This window comes from Streptomyces sp. GbtcB6, assembly GCF_019091475.1.
Classification (GTDB): domain Bacteria; phylum Actinomycetota; class Actinomycetes; order Streptomycetales; family Streptomycetaceae; genus Streptomyces; species Streptomyces hyaluromycini.
The window spans coordinates 42,046-62,059 of sequence record NZ_JAGXJL010000018.1 but is presented as its reverse complement, the minus strand read 5'-3'; the positions used below and the strand labels follow the sequence as shown (position 1 = coordinate 62,059).

The 20,014-nt window shown below is 71.8% G+C and carries 15 protein-coding genes; 7 read left to right on the top strand and 8 right to left on the bottom strand.

The genetic code is table 11. The annotated features are described in order from the left end of the window. Positions 1 to 109: 109 nt before the first annotated feature. Complete coding sequence (locus KVT45_RS28405; protein ID WP_217551950.1) at positions 110 to 373, top strand: GlsB/YeaQ/YmgE family stress response membrane protein; 264 nt, start codon at positions 110 to 112, stop codon at positions 371 to 373. A gap of 128 nt (positions 374 to 501) precedes the next feature. Here KVT45_RS28405 and KVT45_RS28400 read toward each other — a convergent pair whose 3' ends face one another. From KVT45_RS28400 to KVT45_RS28390, 3 genes are all read right to left on the bottom strand, one after another. Further along, entirely contained in the window at positions 502 to 1,278 is a 777-nt protein-coding gene (locus tag KVT45_RS28400; RefSeq protein ID WP_217551949.1) for a GNAT family N-acetyltransferase, read from the bottom strand. A gap of 74 nt (positions 1,279 to 1,352) precedes the next feature. Continuing rightward, complete coding sequence (locus tag KVT45_RS28395) at positions 1,353 to 2,207, bottom strand: GNAT family N-acetyltransferase (RefSeq protein WP_217551948.1); 855 nt, start codon at positions 2,205 to 2,207, stop codon at positions 1,353 to 1,355. Positions 2,208 to 2,461: 254 nt separating this feature from the next. Then, on the bottom strand, positions 2,462 to 3,193 hold the full coding sequence (locus KVT45_RS28390; protein WP_217551947.1) for a chaplin: 732 nt from the start codon (positions 3,191 to 3,193) through the stop codon (positions 2,462 to 2,464). Positions 3,194 to 3,472: 279 nt separating this feature from the next. Between KVT45_RS28390 and KVT45_RS28385 the strand changes: the two genes are divergently transcribed. Then, a complete protein-coding gene (locus KVT45_RS28385) occupies positions 3,473 to 5,098 on the top strand; it encodes an alpha/beta hydrolase (RefSeq protein WP_217551946.1) in 1,626 nt (541 codons plus the stop codon). A 3-nt stretch (positions 5,099 to 5,101) separates the two neighbouring features. Here the strand turns inward: KVT45_RS28385 and asnB are convergent, their stop codons facing one another. Further along, positions 5,102 to 6,940, bottom strand: a complete 1,839-nt coding sequence (asnB, locus tag KVT45_RS28380; protein ID WP_217551945.1) for an asparagine synthase (glutamine-hydrolyzing) — start codon at positions 6,938 to 6,940, stop codon at positions 5,102 to 5,104. Between the two features lie 323 nt (positions 6,941 to 7,263). After that, complete coding sequence (locus KVT45_RS28375) at positions 7,264 to 8,043, bottom strand: alpha/beta fold hydrolase (RefSeq protein ID WP_217551944.1); 780 nt, start codon at positions 8,041 to 8,043, stop codon at positions 7,264 to 7,266. Positions 8,044 to 8,211: 168 nt separating this feature from the next. Between KVT45_RS28375 and KVT45_RS28370 the strand changes: the two genes are divergently transcribed. Together KVT45_RS28370 and KVT45_RS28365 are read left to right on the top strand one after the other, a co-directional pair. After that, positions 8,212 to 9,306: a chemotaxis protein gene (locus KVT45_RS28370; protein ID WP_217551943.1), complete on the top strand. Its 1,095-nt coding sequence runs from the start codon at positions 8,212 to 8,214 to the stop codon at positions 9,304 to 9,306. 66 nt (positions 9,307 to 9,372) lie between these two features. Beyond that, the gene (locus KVT45_RS28365) at positions 9,373 to 10,398 is read left to right on the top strand and encodes a Gfo/Idh/MocA family protein (protein ID WP_217551942.1); all 1,026 of its coding nucleotides are present in this window, start codon (positions 9,373 to 9,375) and stop codon (positions 10,396 to 10,398) included. Here the strand turns inward: KVT45_RS28365 and KVT45_RS28360 are convergent. Both KVT45_RS28360 and KVT45_RS28355 read right to left on the bottom strand, forming a co-directional pair. Beyond that, on the bottom strand, positions 10,388 to 12,415 hold the full coding sequence (locus tag KVT45_RS28360) for a phosphocholine-specific phospholipase C (RefSeq protein ID WP_217551941.1): 2,028 nt from the start codon (positions 12,413 to 12,415) through the stop codon (positions 10,388 to 10,390). The genes KVT45_RS28365 and KVT45_RS28360 overlap by 11 nt on opposite strands. 140 nt (positions 12,416 to 12,555) lie before the next feature. Beyond that, complete coding sequence (locus KVT45_RS28355) at positions 12,556 to 12,969, bottom strand: SsgA family sporulation/cell division regulator (protein ID WP_089102768.1); 414 nt, start codon at positions 12,967 to 12,969, stop codon at positions 12,556 to 12,558. A gap of 349 nt (positions 12,970 to 13,318) precedes the next feature. Between KVT45_RS28355 and KVT45_RS28350 the strand changes: the two genes are divergently transcribed. After that, positions 13,319 to 14,740, top strand: a complete 1,422-nt coding sequence (locus tag KVT45_RS28350) for a PP2C family protein-serine/threonine phosphatase (RefSeq protein WP_217551940.1) — start codon at positions 13,319 to 13,321, stop codon at positions 14,738 to 14,740. A gap of 59 nt (positions 14,741 to 14,799) precedes the next feature. Here the strand turns inward: KVT45_RS28350 and KVT45_RS28345 are convergent, their stop codons facing one another. After that, on the bottom strand, positions 14,800 to 16,296 hold the full coding sequence (locus KVT45_RS28345; protein ID WP_217551939.1) for a hypothetical protein: 1,497 nt from the start codon (positions 16,294 to 16,296) through the stop codon (positions 14,800 to 14,802). Positions 16,297 to 16,562: 266 nt separating this feature from the next. Here KVT45_RS28345 and KVT45_RS28340 point away from each other — a divergent pair, with 266 nt between their 5' ends. Next, positions 16,563 to 17,702: an aminoglycoside phosphotransferase family protein gene (locus tag KVT45_RS28340; RefSeq protein WP_217551938.1), complete on the top strand. Its 1,140-nt coding sequence runs from the start codon at positions 16,563 to 16,565 to the stop codon at positions 17,700 to 17,702. A gap of 276 nt (positions 17,703 to 17,978) precedes the next feature. Further along, entirely contained in the window at positions 17,979 to 19,997 is a 2,019-nt protein-coding gene (locus tag KVT45_RS28335) for an N-acetylmuramoyl-L-alanine amidase (RefSeq protein ID WP_217551937.1), read from the top strand. Positions 19,998 to 20,014: the final 17 nt, after the last annotated feature.

Sequence of the window (20,014 nt, the reverse complement as noted above, 5' to 3'; positions counted from 1 at the left end):
GGCATGTCGGGTCGGTGAACAGAAAACCGCCGTAACAACCGGACGGGACTGCCTCCGGATTGAGCGGGCAGATTGGACAGCAGCGGGGTACAGACGAAGAGGGGCGGACATGGAGATCTCGGGCATCATCAGCGCCATCGTCATCGGACTCATCATCGGTGTGCTGGGGCGCCTGGTCGTCCCCGGCCGCCAGCACGTCGGTGTCCTGTGGACCATCGTCGTCGGCATCGTGGCCGCACTGCTGGGTTCGGCCATCGCGGCGGGCTTCGGCGTGGCCGACACGAAGGGCCCCGACTGGATCGAGTGGTTCATCCAGATCGCACTGGCGGCGGTGGGGATCGCGGCACTGGACCGCACCAAGGCACGCCGGTGACCGGAGCGCGCCTCGCGCGCGGCGGGACCGCATCGAGTGGTGCGGTCCCGCCGCGCGGGCACACCGCCCGGCCGCGGCCGGCCTGCTGACGGCTTACCGATACCGCTGGGCGATACCGCTTGCCGGTCTCACTGCGGAGACAGGTACGGCGTGGTCGTGCTCAGGGCGTGGAAGCCCAGCCGCTCGAGGATGGGCCGGCTCGTGGGCAGTGCGTCCACCTGGAGGTACCGGCAACCGTGCGCGGCGGCGACACGGGCCCGGTGGGCGACGAGGGCACGGTACACACCACGCCCGCGCCACCCTTCCACCGTGCCGCCGCCCCACAGTCCGGCGAAACTCGCCCCCGGTACCAGCTCGACCCGGGCGGCGCTGACCGGCTCGTCCCCGGCGAGCGCGACCAGCGCGACCACGCTGTCCGGCTGCTCGGCAAGTCCCGTCAGCAACCGGTGGCGCAGCCGCGAACCGTCCGTGCCGAAGGCCTTCTCGTGTACGTCCACGACGAGCTCGACGCCCGCCCGGTCCGTGGCGGGCACCACGCGTACTCCGTCCGGCAGTCCGGCGTCGAGGCTCAGCCGGGCGACCTCCCCGACCATCAGCGTCTCCACCGGCTCCGGCGTGAACCCGGCCGCGGTCAGCCGGTCACCGAGGTCCGACGGGAGGTCGTGGCCGTAGACCTTCCACTCGAACTCCCGCCCGAGGGCGGCGAAGAAGTCGACCTGCTCGGCGATCGCACGGTCCGCGGTCGCCTCGTCCAGTCCCGACCAGAGAACGCCGTTCCATCCCTCGGTGTCCGCCACCTGGCGCACCACCGCGCCCACGCGCTCGATCCGGGCGCCGGGCCCGTCGGGCCGGGCGCCTTCCCGCATGTCACGGTCGTACAGTGCGAGCACGGTTTGCTGATCCATCCAGGCACTCCACCATCCGGGCGCGACGGCGGCAACTGCATTACCGGGTGTCCGCCGGCCGCCCGGGGTGACGGTCAGCCCAGTTCGAGCGTCGTGACGCCGAAAACCCGCTCGCGGGCGTGGTCGCGGACCGGGCCCGTGTACATACGAGCGGTCTCGAACGAAGGGGTGAAGCCGGCCGCCTCGGCGAGGGCGACGCCGGCCGTGCTGGTCTCGGGTACGTCGATGGCGACCTGGCTGCCCGCCGCCTCGGCGGTGAGGGCGGTGAACAGGGCGCGGGCGTCCTCGGCGGTGTCGGCGAAGAGCGGGCCGATGCGCAGGGTGTCGCGGCCGGGGCGGAGCACGCCGTAGCCGGTGAGGCGGTCGCCGTCGTGGCGGACGAGCGCCCGGTGCCCCGGGCCGGTCAGCCACGCCGCCACGAAGCGCGGCCGGTCGGCCGGGCAGCAGGCGCTGTCGTACGCCGTGACGGCCGCCAGGTCGGCGGCGCGGGCGGGCCGGACGCCGGCGGGGGTCTCGGCGGCGGCGGCCTCGCCCACGAACCGGGCGGTGCGGTGGGCGAGTTCGAAGCCGGACTGGCGGTAGTTGTCCTGCTGGGCCACCACGCCGTCCAGTCCGACGGTGCGGTTGCCGGCGTGGGCGAGCGCGGTCTTCCAGGTGGTGAGGCCGTGGCCCTGGCCGCGCAGGTCGGGGCGGACCAGATACCAGCCCAGGAAGGCGTAGTCGGCGCCGTAGTTGACGACGGAGATCGCCGACACCGGTTCACCGTCGACCCGGCCGACGAAGAACCCGTCGGGGTCCTGGGCGAAGAAGGCGGCGGTGTCGGACAGCCCGGGATTCCAGCCCTCGTCCGCCGCCCAGCCGACGATCACCGGCCAGTCGTCGGGGGTGGCCCGGGTGACGACGAGGTCCTGGGGGGCCGGAGAGGTCATCGATGCGCTCCATTCCGTAGCGGGTCCGACCGCGCGGCGACCGGCGCCGCGCGCCCGCAGCATCCTTCCCGATCACCGGGTCCCGCGCCACGACGGGATCAAGCCGTTGACATGCGCCACGAGCGACTGGCACCGCAGGCGACGTGCGGCGCGGGGGCCGCCGGGCACGCGCACGGCGCAGGCCCCACCGGTCGGGTCCGGTGGGGCCTGCCGATGCGCGGCGCGTCAACCGGCGCTGGTATCACGTCGGCCGGTCAGCGCGTCCGGCCCGGGCGGAAGCGCCGGTGCAGGGCGGTCCCGGCGAGGAGCAGCGCCGCGCTGCCCGCCACTGCGGCGCCGGTGAGGTCCGTGCCGGTGTGGGCGAGGGTGGCCTCGGCCGGCGGCGCGGCGGGGTGGTGCGCCTTGGGTACCTCGTGGGTCTTCGGCGGCGCCGGGGCCGGCGGCTCGGGAGCGGGCGGCTCGGCCGGCGGCTTGACGGTGGGCGGCTCCGGGGTGGGAGGCTCCGGGGTGGGGTGCTTCGGCGGGCTCGGGTGGTCGCCGGAGGTGTTCACGCAGGTGTTGCCGGCCGCCGGGTTCAAGAGCCCCACCACGTTCACGGTGTTCCCGCACACGCTCACCGGGACGTCCACCGGCAACTGGACACCGTTGCCGGAGATCACCCCGGGCGAGCCCTTCTCGGCGCCCTGCGCGGACGCGCCACCGGACGTGGCCGAGCCGCCTGGAGCGCCGTGCCCGGCGTCGCCGCCGCCCTCGTTCACGCAGGTGTTGCCGGCCGCCGGGTTCAAGAGCCCCACCACGTTCACGGTGTTCCCGCACACGTTCACCGGGACGTGCACCGGCAACTGGATGCCGTTGCCGGAGATCACCCCGGGCGAACCGGCCGCGATTCCGTCCGCGCCCGCGTCGGCCCAGGCCGGCACCGCCACGGCCATCGCACCGGAGGCGGCAGCGACGGCGATCACACCGTTTCGGGTAACCCGTTTCATAGGTTCCCTGCCTTCCAGACATGATTGCGGGCGCTCGCCCGCAACGGTTAAACGCATACGAACCATGTGAGTTATGGCTTATTTACCTTTCACCCTATCGAGTGATACTGCTCTCGAACCGACAGCAAAAGTATGCAAGGGCATTGAAACGGGTGATCGCGCGGAGAATACGGCGCCCCGGATCGCCCCGCTCGCCGGGAGGCGGGCTCCGCGGAGCCCGCTTATGGTGAGCGAAAGCCCTGTACCCGGTCCGCCACGGAGCGTCTCTGGAGGCCCTCGATGCCTGCCGTGCCCCGTACCCGGCCCGTCCTGCGGCGCTGCGCCGGCGCCGGCGCCGTAGCGCTGGCCCTGCTGGGCGCCGGGCTGCCCGCGCGCGAGGCCGCGGCGACGGCTGCGGCGGCGGGTGGCAAGCAGCCGGACCTGACCCGGTTCTACCGGCAGAAGGTCAGGTGGACGCCGTGCAAGGACGGCGAGCTGCCCAGGGACATGCAGTGCGCCAAGGTCACCGTCCCCCTCGACTACGCGCGGCCGGCCAAGGGCACCCTCGATCTGGCGCTGTCCCGCTACCGGGCGACCGGAAAGTCGCAGGGCTCGGTGCTGCTGAACTTCGGCGGTCCCGGCGGCTCGGGCGTCAGCCAGCTCGGACTGGACGGCAAGAACTTCATGAGCCTGACCAACGGCTACGACGTGGTCGGCTTCGATCCACGCGGGGTCGGCCGCTCCTCCCCCGTGAGCTGCGGCGACGGCCCCGGCCAGTCCTCGGACGGCGCCAACGCCGACGAGCCCCCCGACGTCGCGCATCCGCAGGCCCTGATGAAGGCGCTGAAGCAGCTGACGGTGCGCTGCACCAGGAACTCCGGGCCCGTGCTGCCCCATATAGGCACCGTGAACGCCTCCCGGGACCTGGACGTCATCCGCCAGGTGCTCGGCGACAGGAAGCTGAACTACCTCGGCTTCTCCTACGGCACCAGGCTCGGCGCGGTGTACGCGGCGCAGTTCCCGCACAACGTGGGCCGGATGGCGCTGGACGGTGTGGACACGCTGACCGAGTCGCTGGCCGAGCAGGGGGTGGCCGGCGCCCGCGGGCAGCAGACGGCGCTGGACGACTTCCTTGACTGGTGCGTCACCGACCTGGGGTGCCCGTTCGGTCAGGACCGGCGCAAGGCCGGCGAGGCGGTCGTGAAGCTGGTGCGCTCCCTCGACGAGGACCCGGTGCCCTCCGACTTCGGCGCCCCGTTCTCCGGTCAGGACCTGGTGGACGCCATCGGGCAGGGCCTGTACGGCAAGGAACTGTGGCCGAAGCTGGAGCGGGCGCTGTCCTCACTGGTCGACGACGGGGACACCCGGGGGGTGCAGAACCTCGCGGCCGGCGGCCACGCGCCGCCGCCCGGGCACGGGCCCAACGGCGGGCTGGTGAACAGCTCGGACATCCCCGTGGACAATCTGTCGGCCGCGCTGATGGCGATCAACTGCGCCGACGACCCGGACCGGCCGAGCGACCGGCAGCTCACCTCGGACATCGCCCGGCTGCGCAAGGCCTACGAGCAGGCGTCCCCGGTGTTCGGCCGGTTCCGGCTGACGCAGGTGCTGCTCTGCTACGGCCGGCCGCGCGGCACGGACTTCATCCGCGACGAGGTGAAGGACGTGTCTTCGGCACGGATGCTCCTTGTGGGCACTCGCGGTGACCCGGCGACGCCGTACAGCTGGACGGTCGAGACGGCGAAACGGCTCGGTCCGTCGGCCGTGGTGCTGGACAACAGGGGCGACGGCCACACCGGGTACACGTCGTCCACGTGCGTGCACGGCAAGGTGGACGACTTCCTGCTGTACGGCACGCTGCCGGCCGACGGCAGCTCCTGCCCGGCGGACGGTGACGGCGGCACCGTCACCGACTCGTCGGGCTGAGGCTCAGGCGAGGGTGAGCTCCGGGTCGTAGAGGTCGAGCCACTGGGCCAGGTCGAGGGTGCGTTCCAGGCCGCGCCGGTCGGCCTGGGTGCTCAGTTCGGTCCGGTGGGCCGCCCGGTCCGCCTTCTCGCGGTCGACGAGGTCGAAGACCCGGTGGTCGGGCCGGGCCAGCAGGTCCTTGACCTGGTCCTGGAGGGCGCGGCCGTACTCCGGGTCCTGGGTGGACGGGTAGGGGCTCTTGACCCGGTCGTACACGGACTGCGGGAGGACGTCCCGGGTGGCCTCGCGCAGCAGGGTCTTCTCGCGGCCGTCGAAGGACTTGAGGGCCCAGGGCGCGTTGTAGACGTACTCGACGAGCCGGTGGTCGCAGAACGGCACCCGGACCTCCAGGCCGACGGCCATGCTCATCCGGTCCTTGCGGTCGAGCAGGGCGCGGACGAAGCGGGTGAGGTGCAGATAGCTCATGCGGCGCATGCGGTACTCGAAGTCGCTCTCGCCGTCGAGGCGCTGGATGCCGGTGACGGCGGAGTGGTAGGCGTCGGCGACGTAGTGCTCCAGGTCCAGGGACTTCGCGAGGTCCGCGCGCAGGACGTCGGCGTCGTCGCCGAAGTGCCGGGCGAACTGGAAGAGCCAGGGGAAGGTGTCGGCGGTGCGGGCCCCTTCGTCGAAGAACTGCAGGTAGCCGCCGAACACCTCGTCGGCGGACTCCCCGGACAGGGCGACGGTGGACTGGTCGCGGACGGCCCGGAACAGCAGCAGGAGCGAGGTGTCCATGTCGCCGAACCCGGCCGGCAGGTCGCGGGCCCGGATCACCCGTTCGCGGACCGCGGGGTCGGCGAGGCTGGCCACGTCGAGGACGATGTCCTGGTGGTCGGTGCGGGCGAGCCGGGCCACGTCGTGCACGAAGGGCGTGTCGGGGGTGCCGCGCAGTTCGTCGGCGACGAAGTTGTCGGTCCGGCCGACGAAGTCGACGGCGAAGCTGCGGACCTTCTCGCCGTGCACGGCGAGCTGCCGGGCGGCGAGGGCGGTCATGGCGGAGGAGTCGAGGCCGCCGGAGAGCAGGGTGCAGCGGGGCACGTCGGCGACCAGCTGGCGGCGCACGATGTCGTCGAGGAGTTCGCGGACGGTGGCGACGGTGGTGTCGCGGTCGTCGGGGTGCGGGCGGGTCTCCAGCCGCCAGTAGGCCCGGGTGCGCAGGCCGTCGCGGTCGACGGTGACGACGGTGCCGGGCTCCACCTCGCGCATGCCCTCCCAGACGGCGTGGCCGGGGGTCTTGACCATGGTGAAGAGCTCGCGCAGCCCGTCCAGGCCGACCCGGGGGCGGACCAGCGGGTTGGCCAGGATCGCCTTGGGCTCGGACCCGAACAGGACGCCGTCCGGGGTCGGGTACAGGTAGAAGGGCTTGATGCCCATGCGGTCGCGGATCATCACGAGTTTGTCGTGCCGGCCGTCCCAGACGGCGAAGGCGTACATGCCGTTGAGCCGCTCGGCGACGGTGTCGCCCCACTCCACATAGCCGCGGAGCACGACCTCGGTGTCCGAGTCGGTGGTGAACTCGTGCCCCCGGGCGGCGAGTTCACGGCGCAGCTCGGTGAAGTTGTAGGCCTCCCCGGAGTAGACCATCGCGACGGTACCGTCCGGGGTGCGGACGGTCATCGGCTGACGGCCGCCGGGCAGGTCGATGATCGCGAGCCGGCGGTGCCCCAGGGCGGCGGGGCCCTCGCTCCAGGTGCCCCGGTCGTCGGGACCGCGGCAGGCCATGGTCTCCGTCATTGCATCCAATGCGCGCGTCTCGGTGGTGAGGTCACGGTCGAAGGAGACCCAGCCGGTGATGCCACACATGCGCTACCTCCTGCTGCCGGTCAGCCGGACAACGCGCGCCACCTGCGGTTCCGCAATGGAGGCGATTGCCCGAGCGAACCACTTGTATTCAGCACCTATATAACGAGCGTGCGCCGGGGATTCCGGCCGGTCAACCTGGCCGTAACACGAACGGAGTACCGCACCCTCGATTTCGGACGCGCTTTGCCCGCGCGAGGGCCGCGAACCCGCCCCACTTCGGGCTCCGTCCGCCCGGAACCGGCCAAGCACAAAAAGTTCCCCAAACGGGTCGGCGCCGCGGCTTTCGCCGGGCGCCGGTCACCTGGTGCTGTCGCGGCCTCGCGCTACGCGGCCGGGGTCAGGAAACGGTCCAGCGTCGCCGTCAGCTCGGCCGGCCGCTCCACCGGGAGCTCGTGGCCCGCGTCGATGATCCGGACCTCGGCGTCCGGGTAGGCCTTGGCCATCCGCAGCATCTGCCCCACCGGCAACTGGATGTCGTGGTAGCCGTGCACCATCAGGGTGGGCGCGGTGATCTCGCCGACCCGGTCCAGGACGTCGAAGGCCCGCATGGCGCCGTAGAGCGTCATGACGACCTCGCGCGGGGTGTCCGCGGACGCGCGGACGTATTCCCGGATCTGCTCGCGCGGGTAGCCGGGGGCGAAGGCGCGCTGGATGTTGGCGGCGACGAACAGCTTGAACGGCACCAGGGTCGAGGCCGCCATCAGCAGTCCACGGCCGCGGCTGTACGTCATCCGGCCGATGGAGTCGACCAGGACCATCCGCTCGACCCGGGCGGGGTGGGCCAGCGCCAGGGTCTGGGAGATCATGCCGCCCATGGAGTGACCGACGGGGACGAAGTGGTCCACCTCGAGGTGGTCGAGGAGAGCGGTGACGTCCTGTGCCAGCTCGGCGATCGTCCGCACCCCGGCCCCGGTGCTCTCGCCGTGGCCGCGCAGGTCGAGCCGGATCACCCGGCGGTGCCCGGCGAAGTGCGCCATCTGGTGGTCCCAGCGGTGCCGGTTCGCGGTCCAGCCGTGGATGAACACCAGGGGTGCGGCGCCGCCGTCACGGGGACCCTCGTCGTCGTACGTCAGTGCCGCTCCGTCGACTTCGAGCTGCGGCATGGGGGCCTCCTGGGGCGTGATCCGGTTACTGCCGGGTACGGTAACCGGCCGTCCCGCCCCCCGTCACCGGCCCGCGGGCCTCAACCCGGTCACGGCGCGCCCCGAACCCGGCGGCTCCGAGGAATTACCCCAAATGCCGCAATGGCGAATCGGTCCTATGGTGCTGGTATGGAGCACGCACTCAGTCCTTCGACCCTTGCCGAGCTGCGCCGCCCGCGCCCCTATCCCGCTGTCTCCGTGCTGACGCCGACACACCGTCGTGAGCCCGACAACGCCCAGGATTCCGTCCGGCTGCGCAATGTCGTGGCCGAGGCGAAGAAGCAGCTGGAGTCCGATCCCGCGATCACCCGGGACCGCCGCTCCGACGTCGTCAGGCAGCTCGAACAGGCTCTCGCCGAGGTCGACCTGACATACACCGAGGACGGTCTGGTGATCTTCGCCGCGCCGGGTGAGCACCAGGTGTGGTCGCTGGCCCGCAGCGTGCCCGAGCGCGTGGTGCTCTCGGACACCTTCCTGACCCGCAACCTGGTCTCGGCGCACGCCGCCGAGCGGCCGTTCTGGGTGCTCTCGGTCTCGGCCGACCGCATAACGCTCTGGAACGGCGGAATCGACCGGGTCACCGAGAGCCGGACCGGCGGCTTCCCGCTGACCCGCCCCGCGGTGAACTTCGACGCCGAGCGCCAGGAGCAGATAGGCGACACTCCCAGCACCTTCCGCGACGAGGGCACCAAGCACTTCCTGCGGGACGCGGACACCGCGATGGCCGCGCTGCTGCGCACCGAGCCGCGGCCGCTCTACGTCACCGGCGAACAGGCCGCCCTCTCCCTGTGGGACGAGCTCGGCAACGTGGCCAGGCACAGCATCTCCGTGCAGCACGGCGGACTGGCGCACGCCGGCCCGGAGGCCGTGTGGCAGGCGATCACTCCGCTTCTGCAGGCGGAGTCCCGCAGGAGCACCGCTTCGGTGACCCGCGAACTCGAATCGGCGCGCGGTCACAAGACGTTCGCGGCCGGTGTCGACGAGGTCTGGCAGAACGCCCGCGAGGGCCGCGTGCGGCTGCTCGCCGTCGAGGAGAACTACCGCACCACGGTCCGCGACGACGGCGACCACCTGATCCCGGCCGCGAGCGGTGACCTCGACGCCCGCGACGACATCGTGGACGAGATCGTCGAGCAGTGCCTGGAGACCGGCGCCGACGTCCGCTTCGTCCCGGACGGCACCCTGGGCGACGAGAACGGCATCGCCGGCGTGCTGCGCTACTGACGGGCCCCTCAATCGGCCGACGTAGGCTCTGGAACGTGATCGTCGGCCGAGAGGGAGTGTGTGGGCGTGGCTGAGTTGCTGGGCGTCGCGGTACTGGGTGCCGGACACATGGGGGCCGACCACATACGCCGGCTCGACCAGGTGGTGAGCGGTGCCCGGGTGGCGGCGGTCGCCGACCCCGACCTCGACCGCGCCAAGGATGCGGTGGCCGGGCTGGACGGCGTCACCGTCCACGCGGATCCGCTGGCCGCCCTGGACGCGCCGGGTGTGGCGGCCGTGCTGATCGCCTCCCCCGGCCCGGCGCACGAGGAGCCCCTGCTCGCCGCCTTCGAGCGCGGGCTCCCGGTGCTGTGCGAGAAGCCCATGGTGCCGGACTCCACCGGCGCGCTGCGGGTGGTGGAGGCCGAAGCGGGGCTCGGGCGCAGGCTGGCGCAGATCGGGTTCATGCGCCGCTACGACGCCGAGTACCGGCGCCTGAAGTCGCTGCTCGACGGCGGCGGTCTGGGCCGGCCGCTGATGCTGCACTGCACCCACCGCAACGTGTCCTCGCCGCCCGGCTTCACCAGCGCCATGCTGATAAACAGCTCGGTGTCGCACGAGATCGACGCGGCCCGCTGGCTGCTCGGGCAGGAGCTGACCGCGGTGACCGTGCTGCGGCCGCGGCCCTCCTCGGACGCCCCCGAGGGGCTGCTCGACCCGCAGCTGGTCCTCTTCGAGACCGACGGGGGCGCCGTCGTCGACGTCGAGGTCTTCGTCAACTGCGGCTTCGGCTACCAGGTGCGCTGCGAGGCCGTCTGCGAGAAGGGCAGCGCCCGGATCGGCGAGGACCACACCATGCTGGTCACCTCGGCCGGCGGCGCCCGCGAGGAGGTGGCCCAGGACTACCTGGTGCGGTTCGGCGACGCCTACGACCGCGAGGTGCAGGCCTGGGTGGACGCCACCCGGCAGGGCCGGGTCACCGGACCGAGCGCCTGGGACGGCTACGCCTCCTCCGTGGTCGCCGAGGCCGGGGTCCGGGCGCTGGAGAGCGGCGGCCGTACGGCAGTCGGACTCGCCCCGCGCCCGGACCTGTACGCGGACCTCAGCCGCTGACGCTCGCGGCGCCCGTCTCCAGATGGCCGGTGAACCGGCGCGACCAGGTCGCGTCGGAGTCCACCGTGATCGTGAAGTCGTACCAGCCGCCCTGGTACGCGACGGCGTTGAAGTAGTCCTCGGTGGAGGATCCGGCGGCGACCGTGTACGTCCAGGGGCCGTCGGTGCGGTAGTTGTTCGAGGTGATGGTGAACTTCACCGACGACGAGCCCGAGTTGGCCATCTTGAACCAGATGGCGAGCTTGCCGGTGCCGGGCTCCACGGCGTAACGGGTGCTCACCTCGGCGGACTTGCCGGCCTGGGCGGCGTCGCCCTGGAAGCGGCGCAGGAAGCGGTTGGGGCCGGTCATGGTCAGGTCGTACTTGCCGGCGCCGTTTCCGGTGCCGATGTTGAAGTAGTCGGAGGCGGTGCCCCCGGCGGCGACCGTGTACTGCCAGGGCGTGGTGTCCCGGTAGGCGTTCGGGTGGATGGAGAAGTGGGCCGCCCGGGTCGCCGGGGTGCCCTGGTTGGCCATGGTGAACCAGGCGCGGATCGTGCCGCCGGTCCCGAACTCCAGGTGGTCCAGGTAGCCGTTCGGCTGGTAGGGCAGCGCGCGGGCCGGGCGGGTGCCGGACTCCTGGGCGGGCAGGGCGTTGGTGGTGGGCACCGGGTTGGGCAGCGGGCCGCAGGTGGAGTAGCCGATGACACTGGTCGCGGGCAGGTCGACGGCGCCGTGGACCGGGTTGGCGAAGTCGAAGACGCCGGTCAGGTCGCCGCTCACACTGCGTCGCCAGGTGCTGATGTTGGGGCAGTTCGCGGGCTTGCCGAGGGCGGCGGTCCAGGTCTCCAGGAAGCGCAGTACCGAGGTGTGCTCGAAGACCTCCGAGGAGACCCAGCCGCCGCGGGTCCAGGGCGAGATGACGATCATCGGGACCCGGAAGCCGAAGCCGTACGGCACGCCGTTCAGGAACTCGCCGGCCGTGCCGGCGGGCGGGGCCGGGGGCGGGACGTGGTCGAAGTAGCCGTCGTTCTCGTCGTAGTTGAGGAACAGGACGGTCGAGTCGAAGACGTCCGCGTCGGCGGCGAGGGCCTGGTAGACCAGGTTGACGAAGTGGGCGCCGTCGCCGGGCGGGGCGTAGGGGTGCTCGGAGAAGGCCTGGTTGGCGACCACCCAGGAGACCTGCGGGAGGGCGCCGGCCACGACGTCGGCCTTGATCGCGGCGGCGATGTCGTCGGGGGTGGAGCCGGTCACCGCCGGGACGGAGGACATGCCCCGGTCGTAGAGGGGGTTGCCCGCCTTGGCGCCCGCGAAGTTCTTGAAGTAGGCGCAGCCGTTGTCCCCGTAGTTGTCCTGGGCGTTCTGGTAGACCTTCCAGGTCACTCCGGCGTTCTGCAGGGCCTCTGCGTAGTTCTGCCAGGTCAGGCCGGACTCGTCGCCGCCGTCGTAGCTGGCGGAGTCGACCTTGCCGCTCCACAGGAAGGTGCGGTTGGGGCCGGTGGCGCTGAGGGTGGAGCAGAAGTAGGCGTCGCAGATCGTGTAGTTGTCGGCGAGCGCGTAGTGGAAGGGGATGTCGGCGCGGTCCAGGTAGCCGAGGGAGCGGACGTTGCCGACGCCCGCGACCCAGTTGTCGAGGCGGCCCTTGTTCCACGCGGAGTGCTGGGAGGACCAGGAGTGCGGGAGGTCGCCGTTGCACTGGGCGAGCGTCTCGCCGTCCTTGCCGCCCGCGTCCGGGGTGGCGCTGAGCTTCCACGGGTACTGACGGCCGGAGCCGTTCGGCTGGTTGAAGACCGGATAGCCGCCGCTCAGGGTGATGCCGCTGCGGTCCGCGAAGCCGCGGACGCCCTTGAGGCGTCCGAAGTAGTGGTCGAAGCTGCGGTTCTCCTGCATGAGGATCACCACGTGCTTGACGTCCGAGATCGTGCCGGTCGCCGTGCTCTGGGCCGCGGCCGCGGTCCGTGGGCCGGCGGCGCCCACCGCCATGCCCGCCGCCACGGAAGCGCCCAGCCCCACGAAGCCTCTTCGGCTGATCGGTGTCATTCGCCCCGTCCTCGTCACCGGTGCGCCCGGGCGGCACACCGCGCGCAAGGGTGCACGAGGCGGTCGGCAGGGTACGGACCGGATCGGTGAGGCGGGAGTGAACAAAAGTCAAAGTACGGGTCGGTAGCGCCTCTGGCGCCTCACACGCCTCCGAAGAGCGTGCTCAGGCCCCGCTCCACGACCGCTTCGACGTCCTCCCGCCCCGGGGCCACCACCTCGTGGGTGCGCTGCAGGAACCGGAACAGCGCCTGGGTGTCGAACTGGAGCAGGGCGAGGCCGTGCGGCGAGTGGAACTCCACGGCCGTCCGGCCCGGGCCGCAGGGCCAGATGTGGACGTCCCCGCGCCCGGCCGGGGCGGTGAGCCCCTGGTCGAGGAGCGAGCGGGCAAAAGTCCAGGTGACCTCCTCACCGCCGAGGGTGACCTCGGCCGGGAAGTCGACGAACACGGCCAGTGGATCACCGGAGGTGTACCGGAGCGTGGCGGGCACCGGGACCTCCTCGTCCTCGGCGGTGATCAGCCGGGCGCGGGCGGGTTGCTCGAAGGTGATGTCCATGCCTGTAGGACTCCGGGAAGGCCCTTCGCATGACACGAAATCCGGACAGAGTTGCCGCGGTTGGCCGAGACCGCGACACTGCGAACACAGAGGCGACGAACAACCGACCGAGCGCGACACGGAGACCCCGCGAAGTCCGCCAAGTCACGTAGTCCGACTACGACTTGCGGCAGCCGCTCGCGTACGCCTTTCATGGGGGTCGACCAGCCCGTGAAGACTCTGGCATATGCCAGAAGCACCACCGTATCGTGTGTTGCCAAATCCCTTACAGGGCGTCGCAGGCTGTGCAACAGTCGTAACCGGTCCCACCGTCCGCCCTGGCCGTACAGTCCCCGCATCGGAGTGCGTCATGCCGTCCCATGTCTCCGCGGACCGCCCCGCCGCCCAGCCGCCCGGGCGCGGCTCGGTCGAGGCGTTGATATCGCAGACGCGGCGGCTCAAGGGTGACGTGGACGCGGTACGGCGGGACACCCAGAGCACCGGTTCGCACCCCGAGGAGCGCTGGCAGCGCGCCCTGTACGACCTGGCGCTCCATCAGCTCAACGACCTGGACGAGCACTTGGCCCAGCTGCGGGACGGCCCGGCACCCCTGCCGGCCGGGGTGGAGGCGGCGCCCGCCCGCCGCTCCTCGCCCGCCCCGGGCTCGCTGCTCAGCCGGGTCGGCAGCGCGGAGTGGAACCTCCTGACGGACGAGGCCAGTTGGTCCGGCGAGCTCTACCGGATCCTCGGCCTCGACCCGGCCACGCCCGCACTCACCCTCGACGAACTGCCCTCTCTGGTGCTGGACGAGGACCGGCCCCGGCTGACCGCGATGGTCACCGACTGCCTGGTCGACGCCCGGCCCATCGACGGCGAGTTCCGCGTCCTGCGACCCGACGGAAACGTCCGGACCGTGCACATGATGGGTGAGCCCGTGCTCGACGGCAGCGGCAGCACCGCCTCGATGTGGGTCGTGCTGCGGGACGTCAGCGAACTGCGGCGCAGCCAGCGGACGGTGCGCGAGACCCGGGACACGATGCAGCGGCACCGTCGGCAGGCCGAGACCGAACAGCGGCTCGCCGTCGAACTCCAGGAGGCCGTGCTGCCGTCGGGACGCGATGCGCTGCGGCTCCCGCGCCGGGGGCCGGGCACGCTCGAAGTCGCCGCCCGCCACCTGCCGTCCGGGGCCAGTACCCTGCTGGGCGGCGACTGGTACGACGCGCTGGAGCTGTCCGACGGCGACACCCTGCTGAGCGTCGGCGACCTCACCGGGCACGGCGTCGCCGTCGCCTCGGGCATGACGATGCTGCTGGGCGCCGTACGCGGCATGGCGATGGCCGGCACCCAGCCGGGGCAGCTCATGTCCCTGCTCAACCAGTTACTCGACGCCACCGTGCAACCCGCGCTGGGCAGCGCCGTCTGCTGCCGCTACCGGCCCGCCACCCGCACCCTGACCTGGGCACAGGCAGGACACCCCGCCCCGCTGCTGTTCCGCGGCGGGACGGGGTGTGCGCTCAGCGCGCCGGACGGCGTGCTGCTGGGTGTCACCTCGGGAGCCGGTTACGGGCAGGCCGAAGTGACCCTGGAACCGGGCGATCTGCTCCTGCTGCACACCGACGGAGTGGTGCCCGGGCACAGCGGAACGGACTCTCTGGGCGCACTCCTCGGCCTGGCCCCCCGGTTCGGGGCGGCGCGCACCGCCCAGGACTGTGTCAGGGCCGTCGTCGAGGAGTTCGGCGAGAGCGAGCGCGAGGACGAGGCCTGCGTGCTCGTCGCCAGGGTGAGTGAGTAGGAGACCAGCCGGCTCGTGCAGGAAGAGATCAGCCGGCTCCTGTCGAGCGCACGGGCTCCCTACGCCTGTGCGTTGTTGCTGTTCCCCTTGCTCCTGGCCCTGGGCAGGACCAGCTTGATCTCCTCCCGCAGTTCCTGGATCTTCGGATAGCTGGAGTATTCGGCGGTGAGCCGGTACATCTGGCGCAGCCGGTCCCAGGTGCGGTGGGAGGAGTTGGATCCCATCGACATCAGGGCCAGCCGGGCGTACCGGTCCGCCTGCTCGGGGTCGTCCGCGATGAAGCAGGCGGAGGCCATGGAGAGGAAGTCGAAGATCTTCGACCGCTGCCGGCCGTCGATCCGCAGGGCCAGGGCCTTCTCCGCGTAGTGCTGGGCGTGCACGGCCGCGGCCGGGTCGTGCTCGGCCAGCGTGCGGTAGGCGAGGGCCTGCATGCCGTACAGGTCCTCTTCCCTGAACATCTGCATCCAGCTCGGCGGCGGCACGTCGCCCCGGTCGGAGACGAAGAGGTCCTCCGCCTGGCCGAGGGTGCGGCGCATCGCCTGGCCCTTGCCCATCGACGCCTGTGCCCAGGCCTCGATGGTGTAGAGCATCGCCCGGGTGCGCGGCAGCACCTCGTCGCCCGAGCCGGACTTGGCGAGCTTCATCAGGTCGAGCGCGTCGTCGGGCCGGCCGAGGTGCACCATCTGGCGAGCCGCTCTGGAGAGCGCCTCCCCGGCACGCGGCCGGTCGCCGCCCTCACGGGCCGCGTGGGCGGCGATGACGAAGTACTTCTGGGCCGTGGGCTCCAGGCCGACGTCGTGCGACATCCAGCCCGCGAGGACGGCGAGGTTGGCGGCGACGCCCCACAGGCGCCGCTGGAGATGCTCGGGGTGGCGGTAGGCGAGCATGCCGCCCACCTCGTTGAGCTGTCCCACGACGGCCTTGCGCTGGAGCCCGCCGCCGCGGGCCGCGTCCCAGGCGCGGAACACCTCGACGGAGCGCTCCAGTTCCTCGATCTCCTCGGACCCGATGGGGGCGGCCTCGTAGCGGTCGAACCCAGCGGGGTCGGCGTGCAGAGGATCGTCGAGGACGGGGGCGTCGGCCTTGAGTGTGGGGTCGGTGTGCAGCCACTCGTACATGGCGCTGCTGAGTACGGATCCCGCGGTGAGCGCGGCACCCGCACCCACCAAGCCGCGTCGGTTGAGCATGAGGTCCATTCCCGTGAATTCGGTGAGGACCGCGGCGGTTCGTTCGGGCGCCCACGGCATGCCGTCGGGATGTTCCACGTTCCCGTCGTCCGGCCGTTTTCCCGTACGCCCGTGCCGTACCAGACCGAGGTCCTCGATGGTCACGACACGGCCGAGACGCTCGGTGAACAGAGCCGCCAGCACCCGCGGCACGGGATCGCGCGGGATCTCTCCCGTGTCGATCCACCGCCGCACCCGGGAGGTGTCGGTCGCCAGCTGGGGGTGGCCCATGGCCGCCGCCTGCCGGTTGACCAGCCTCGCGAGTTCGCCCTTGGACCAGCCGGCCAGGCCGAACAGGTCCGAGAGGCGGGTGTTGGGTTCTCCGGTCACGTCAAGCCCCCAGGTTCTCGGCTGAGTTGACAGTAGCCCCGTGCCGGTTGCCGGGCGACTATTCGCCAGGGTGCGCCAGGGTGCGCCAGATGGTGTGCCACTGGCGATCGGGTGTCAGGTAGGAACGCGCCACCCCGACCCGGTCGCCACTCGACGGGCACACTCCCCAGGGTGTGCCCGGGCGGCCGGGACGGGTTGGGCGCGAGAACCCCTCACAGGACTTCTCAGGCAGGCACCGCAGGTACACGAAGGGATCTGTATCGCCCATGTACGCAGCATCGTCCTCCGTGTCCGCTCCGCCCCGGTCGCTGCGCCCCCGCCCGGCGGGCGGCGGACCGTATCTCGACCCCGCGCGTCCAGGGGCCGCAGTACCGGTCGTGGGCCGGCAACGGCGCGCCCCGGGTCTCGGCACCCAGCCCCTCAGCGGGAGACTCGACCTGTCCGGCCCCCAGGGCGCGCAACTGCGCACCGCGATCGCGTCGGTGCACCGGATCTGCCCGGAGTTCGCTCCCGTGCAGGTGCTGCGCCGCTCCGGGCGGTCCGTGATCCTCGTCGGGACGACGGGGCGCAGCACCGCCGTGGCGAAGTGTCTACTGGACCACTCCCCCGCCTGGGCGGAGCGGAGTCGCCACGAAATAGCCGCATACCGCTCGTTCGTCCGGCACCGGCCGCCGATCCGGGTGCCGAGGCTGATCGCGGCGGACCCGGACAACTGCACGCTGGTGATCGAGCGGATGCCCGGCCGGGTGGCGGCGGTCCAGCGCCACCCGGCGGAGGCTCCGCCCCGGGCGGACATCCGGGCCGCGCTGGGCGCGATCTGCCGGCTGAACGCGTGGCGGCCCCCGGCGGGCACCTTCGACGCCCCGGTGGACTACCCGGCCCGGATCGCCCGGTACCACGAGCTGGGGCTGCTCACCGACCGGGACATGGGTGACCTGCAGAAGCTGCTGCACGGCATCGCGGTCGCGGCGGGCCGCCAGGGGATGGGCCAGTTCTGTCACGGCGACGCCCTGCTCTCGAACATCCTGTTGTCCCCGGCCGGTCCAGTGCTGGTGGACTGGGAGCACGCGGGCTGGTATCTGCCGGGGTACGACCTGGCCACGCTCTGGTCGGTCCTCGGCGACGCCCCGGTGGCGCGCCGTCAGATCAGCCAGATCGCCCAGTCGGCGGGGCCCGCCTCCAGGGACGCCTTCCTGGTGAACCTGATGCTGGTCCTCACCAGGGAGATCCGGACCTACGAGACCGCCGTGCAGCGTTCGATGCACGACGCGACCCCGGCGGCACCGGGTACGGCCCACCCGGGCGCCGCGCCGACCGGCGAGGAACAGCGGCTGCTGCTCCGGCGGCTGCACGACGACTGCCAGCTGGCCCGCCGGGCCGTACGCGCGGCGGTCGGCACTCGCTGACGGGGACGAGGATCCGCGGTGCGCTCAGGGCAACTGCGCACCGCGGATCCTCGCATGTCCGGGGGTGTCTCCGGACGGATCGGGGACGCCCACTGGCGTACGCCACTGACGCCCCGCAGGCCTGCGGGCCACCACCGCGAAACTCCCACGATCATCGTATGACATGGGAATTCCTGCCTCTCTGGGCATGATTGACGGATCGTCGGCAAGCCGGTACCACTGAGCCACGCTCAGCCCCGCACGCCCCGTCGCGCCCCATCGCCCCAGGAGGCAGCATTGCGAGGATCAGTCACCGAGCCCACACCCCCGAACAGCGGCAGACGCAGGCGCAGGACGGCCGGAGCCGTCGCCGCCGCGGCCCTGCTGCTGCCGTTGCTGGGCGCGGCACCCCCACCGAACACCGGCGAGTCGTCCGCCGGACTGCTCCAGCGGGCATTCGCGTCCGCCGCCGCCGAGTACCACGTGCCGCAGAACGTGCTGCTCGCCGTCTCCTATCTCCAGTCCCGCTGGGACACGCACGCCGGCGCACCCAGCGTGACCGGCGGCTACGGCCCGATGCACCTCACCGACGCGCACACCGCGCTGACGACGGCCACCGAGCACTTCGCCGACGGCACCGAGGACGCCCGCGGCGACAGCGCCCGCCCCGCCCTGCACCCCAGCGTGCAGGTCCCGCAGAACTCCGCGCTCCCGGCCCGTCTCAAGACCCTGGCGAAGGCCGCCGCGCTGACCGGGATCCCGGCCGCCGAACTGCGCACCGACGCGGCGGCCAACGTGGCAGGCGGCGCCGGCCTGCTCGCCGCCGCCCAGAAGGACCTCCACCAGCCGCTCAGCGCCGATCCGGCGGACTGGTACGGCGCGATCGCCCGCTTCTCCGGCGCCGACGACACGGCGACCGCGGCGGCGTACGCCAACGACGTGTTCGACGTCCTCCACACGGGCGAGGAGCGCACCACCGACGCGGGACAGTTCGTCGTCCTCGCCGCCCAGCCGGGCCTGACGCCCGACACCGCGCAGCTGAAGCTGACCGGGCTGCGCACGGAGGCGGCGGACGGCGAGACGGAGTGCCCGACAACGGTGTCGTGCGAGTGGATCCCGGCGCCCTACGCACAGTTCGGGGACAACGACTACGGGAACCACGACCTCGCCGACCGGCCGGCCTCGCAGAGCATCAAGTACATCGTCGTCCATGACACCGAGGGCTCCTGGGACACCACCATCAACCTGGTCCAGGACCCGACCTATGTGTCCTGGAACTACACCATCCGCTCCACCGACGGTCTGATCGCCCAGCACGTCAAGGCGAAGGACGTGGCCTGGCACGCGGGCAACTGGTACATCAACGCCAAGTCGATCGGCATCGAGCACGAGGGCTTCCTCGCCTCGCCGGACGCCTGGTACACGGAGGCGATGTACCGCTCCTCGGCCCGGCTGGTGAAGTACCTCTCCGAGCAGTACGGCATCCCGCTGGACCGGCAGCACATCCTCGGCCATGACACCGTGCCGGGCCCGACCACGTCCACGATCCCCGGGATGCACACCGACCCGGGTCCCTACTGGGACTGGCGGCACTACTTCGAGCTCCTCGACCACCCCTTCAAGCAGAAGGCGGGCAAGAAGCACCGGGTGGTGACGGGTGGTGTGGTGACGATCCTGCCGGACTACGCCACGAACCAGCCGACGTACACCGGCTGCGTCACCAAGGGCCAGCCCTGCGCCGCGCACGGTTCCAGTGCGGTACGGCTGTACTCCGACCACGACGAGAGCTCGGCCCTGATCAAGGACATCGGCCTCGGCACCACACCGACGACCGGCGTCAACGACCTCTCCTCACGGGCCGCCACCGGCCAGCAGTACGCGGTGGCGGACACCTGGGGCGACTGGACGGCGATCTGGTACCTCGGGCAGAAGGCGTGGTTCAAGAACCCGCCGGGCGCGCCGACGGCGGTCGGCACGACCGGGCTGGTGATCACGCCGAAGGCGGGCCGGACCAGCATCCCGGTGTACGGCCGCGCCTATCCGGAAGCGTCCGCGTACCCCTCGGGGGTACCTGCCCAGTCGATCTCCCCGCTGCCGTACACGATCCCTGCGGGCCAGGAGTACGTGGCCGGTGACGAGGTGCCGGGCGAGTACTACTACGCCGTCACCTTCAGCACCGACTCGCACAAGGTCGTGGTGGGCAAGGACCTGTACTACGAGATCCAGTACGGCCACCGGGTCGAGTTCGTCCACGCGGCCGACGTGGACGTGGTGCCGGCCGCGAAGACCGGACGGCACCACGGCCACGGGAAGTAGCCGACGGAAGGCGGTCT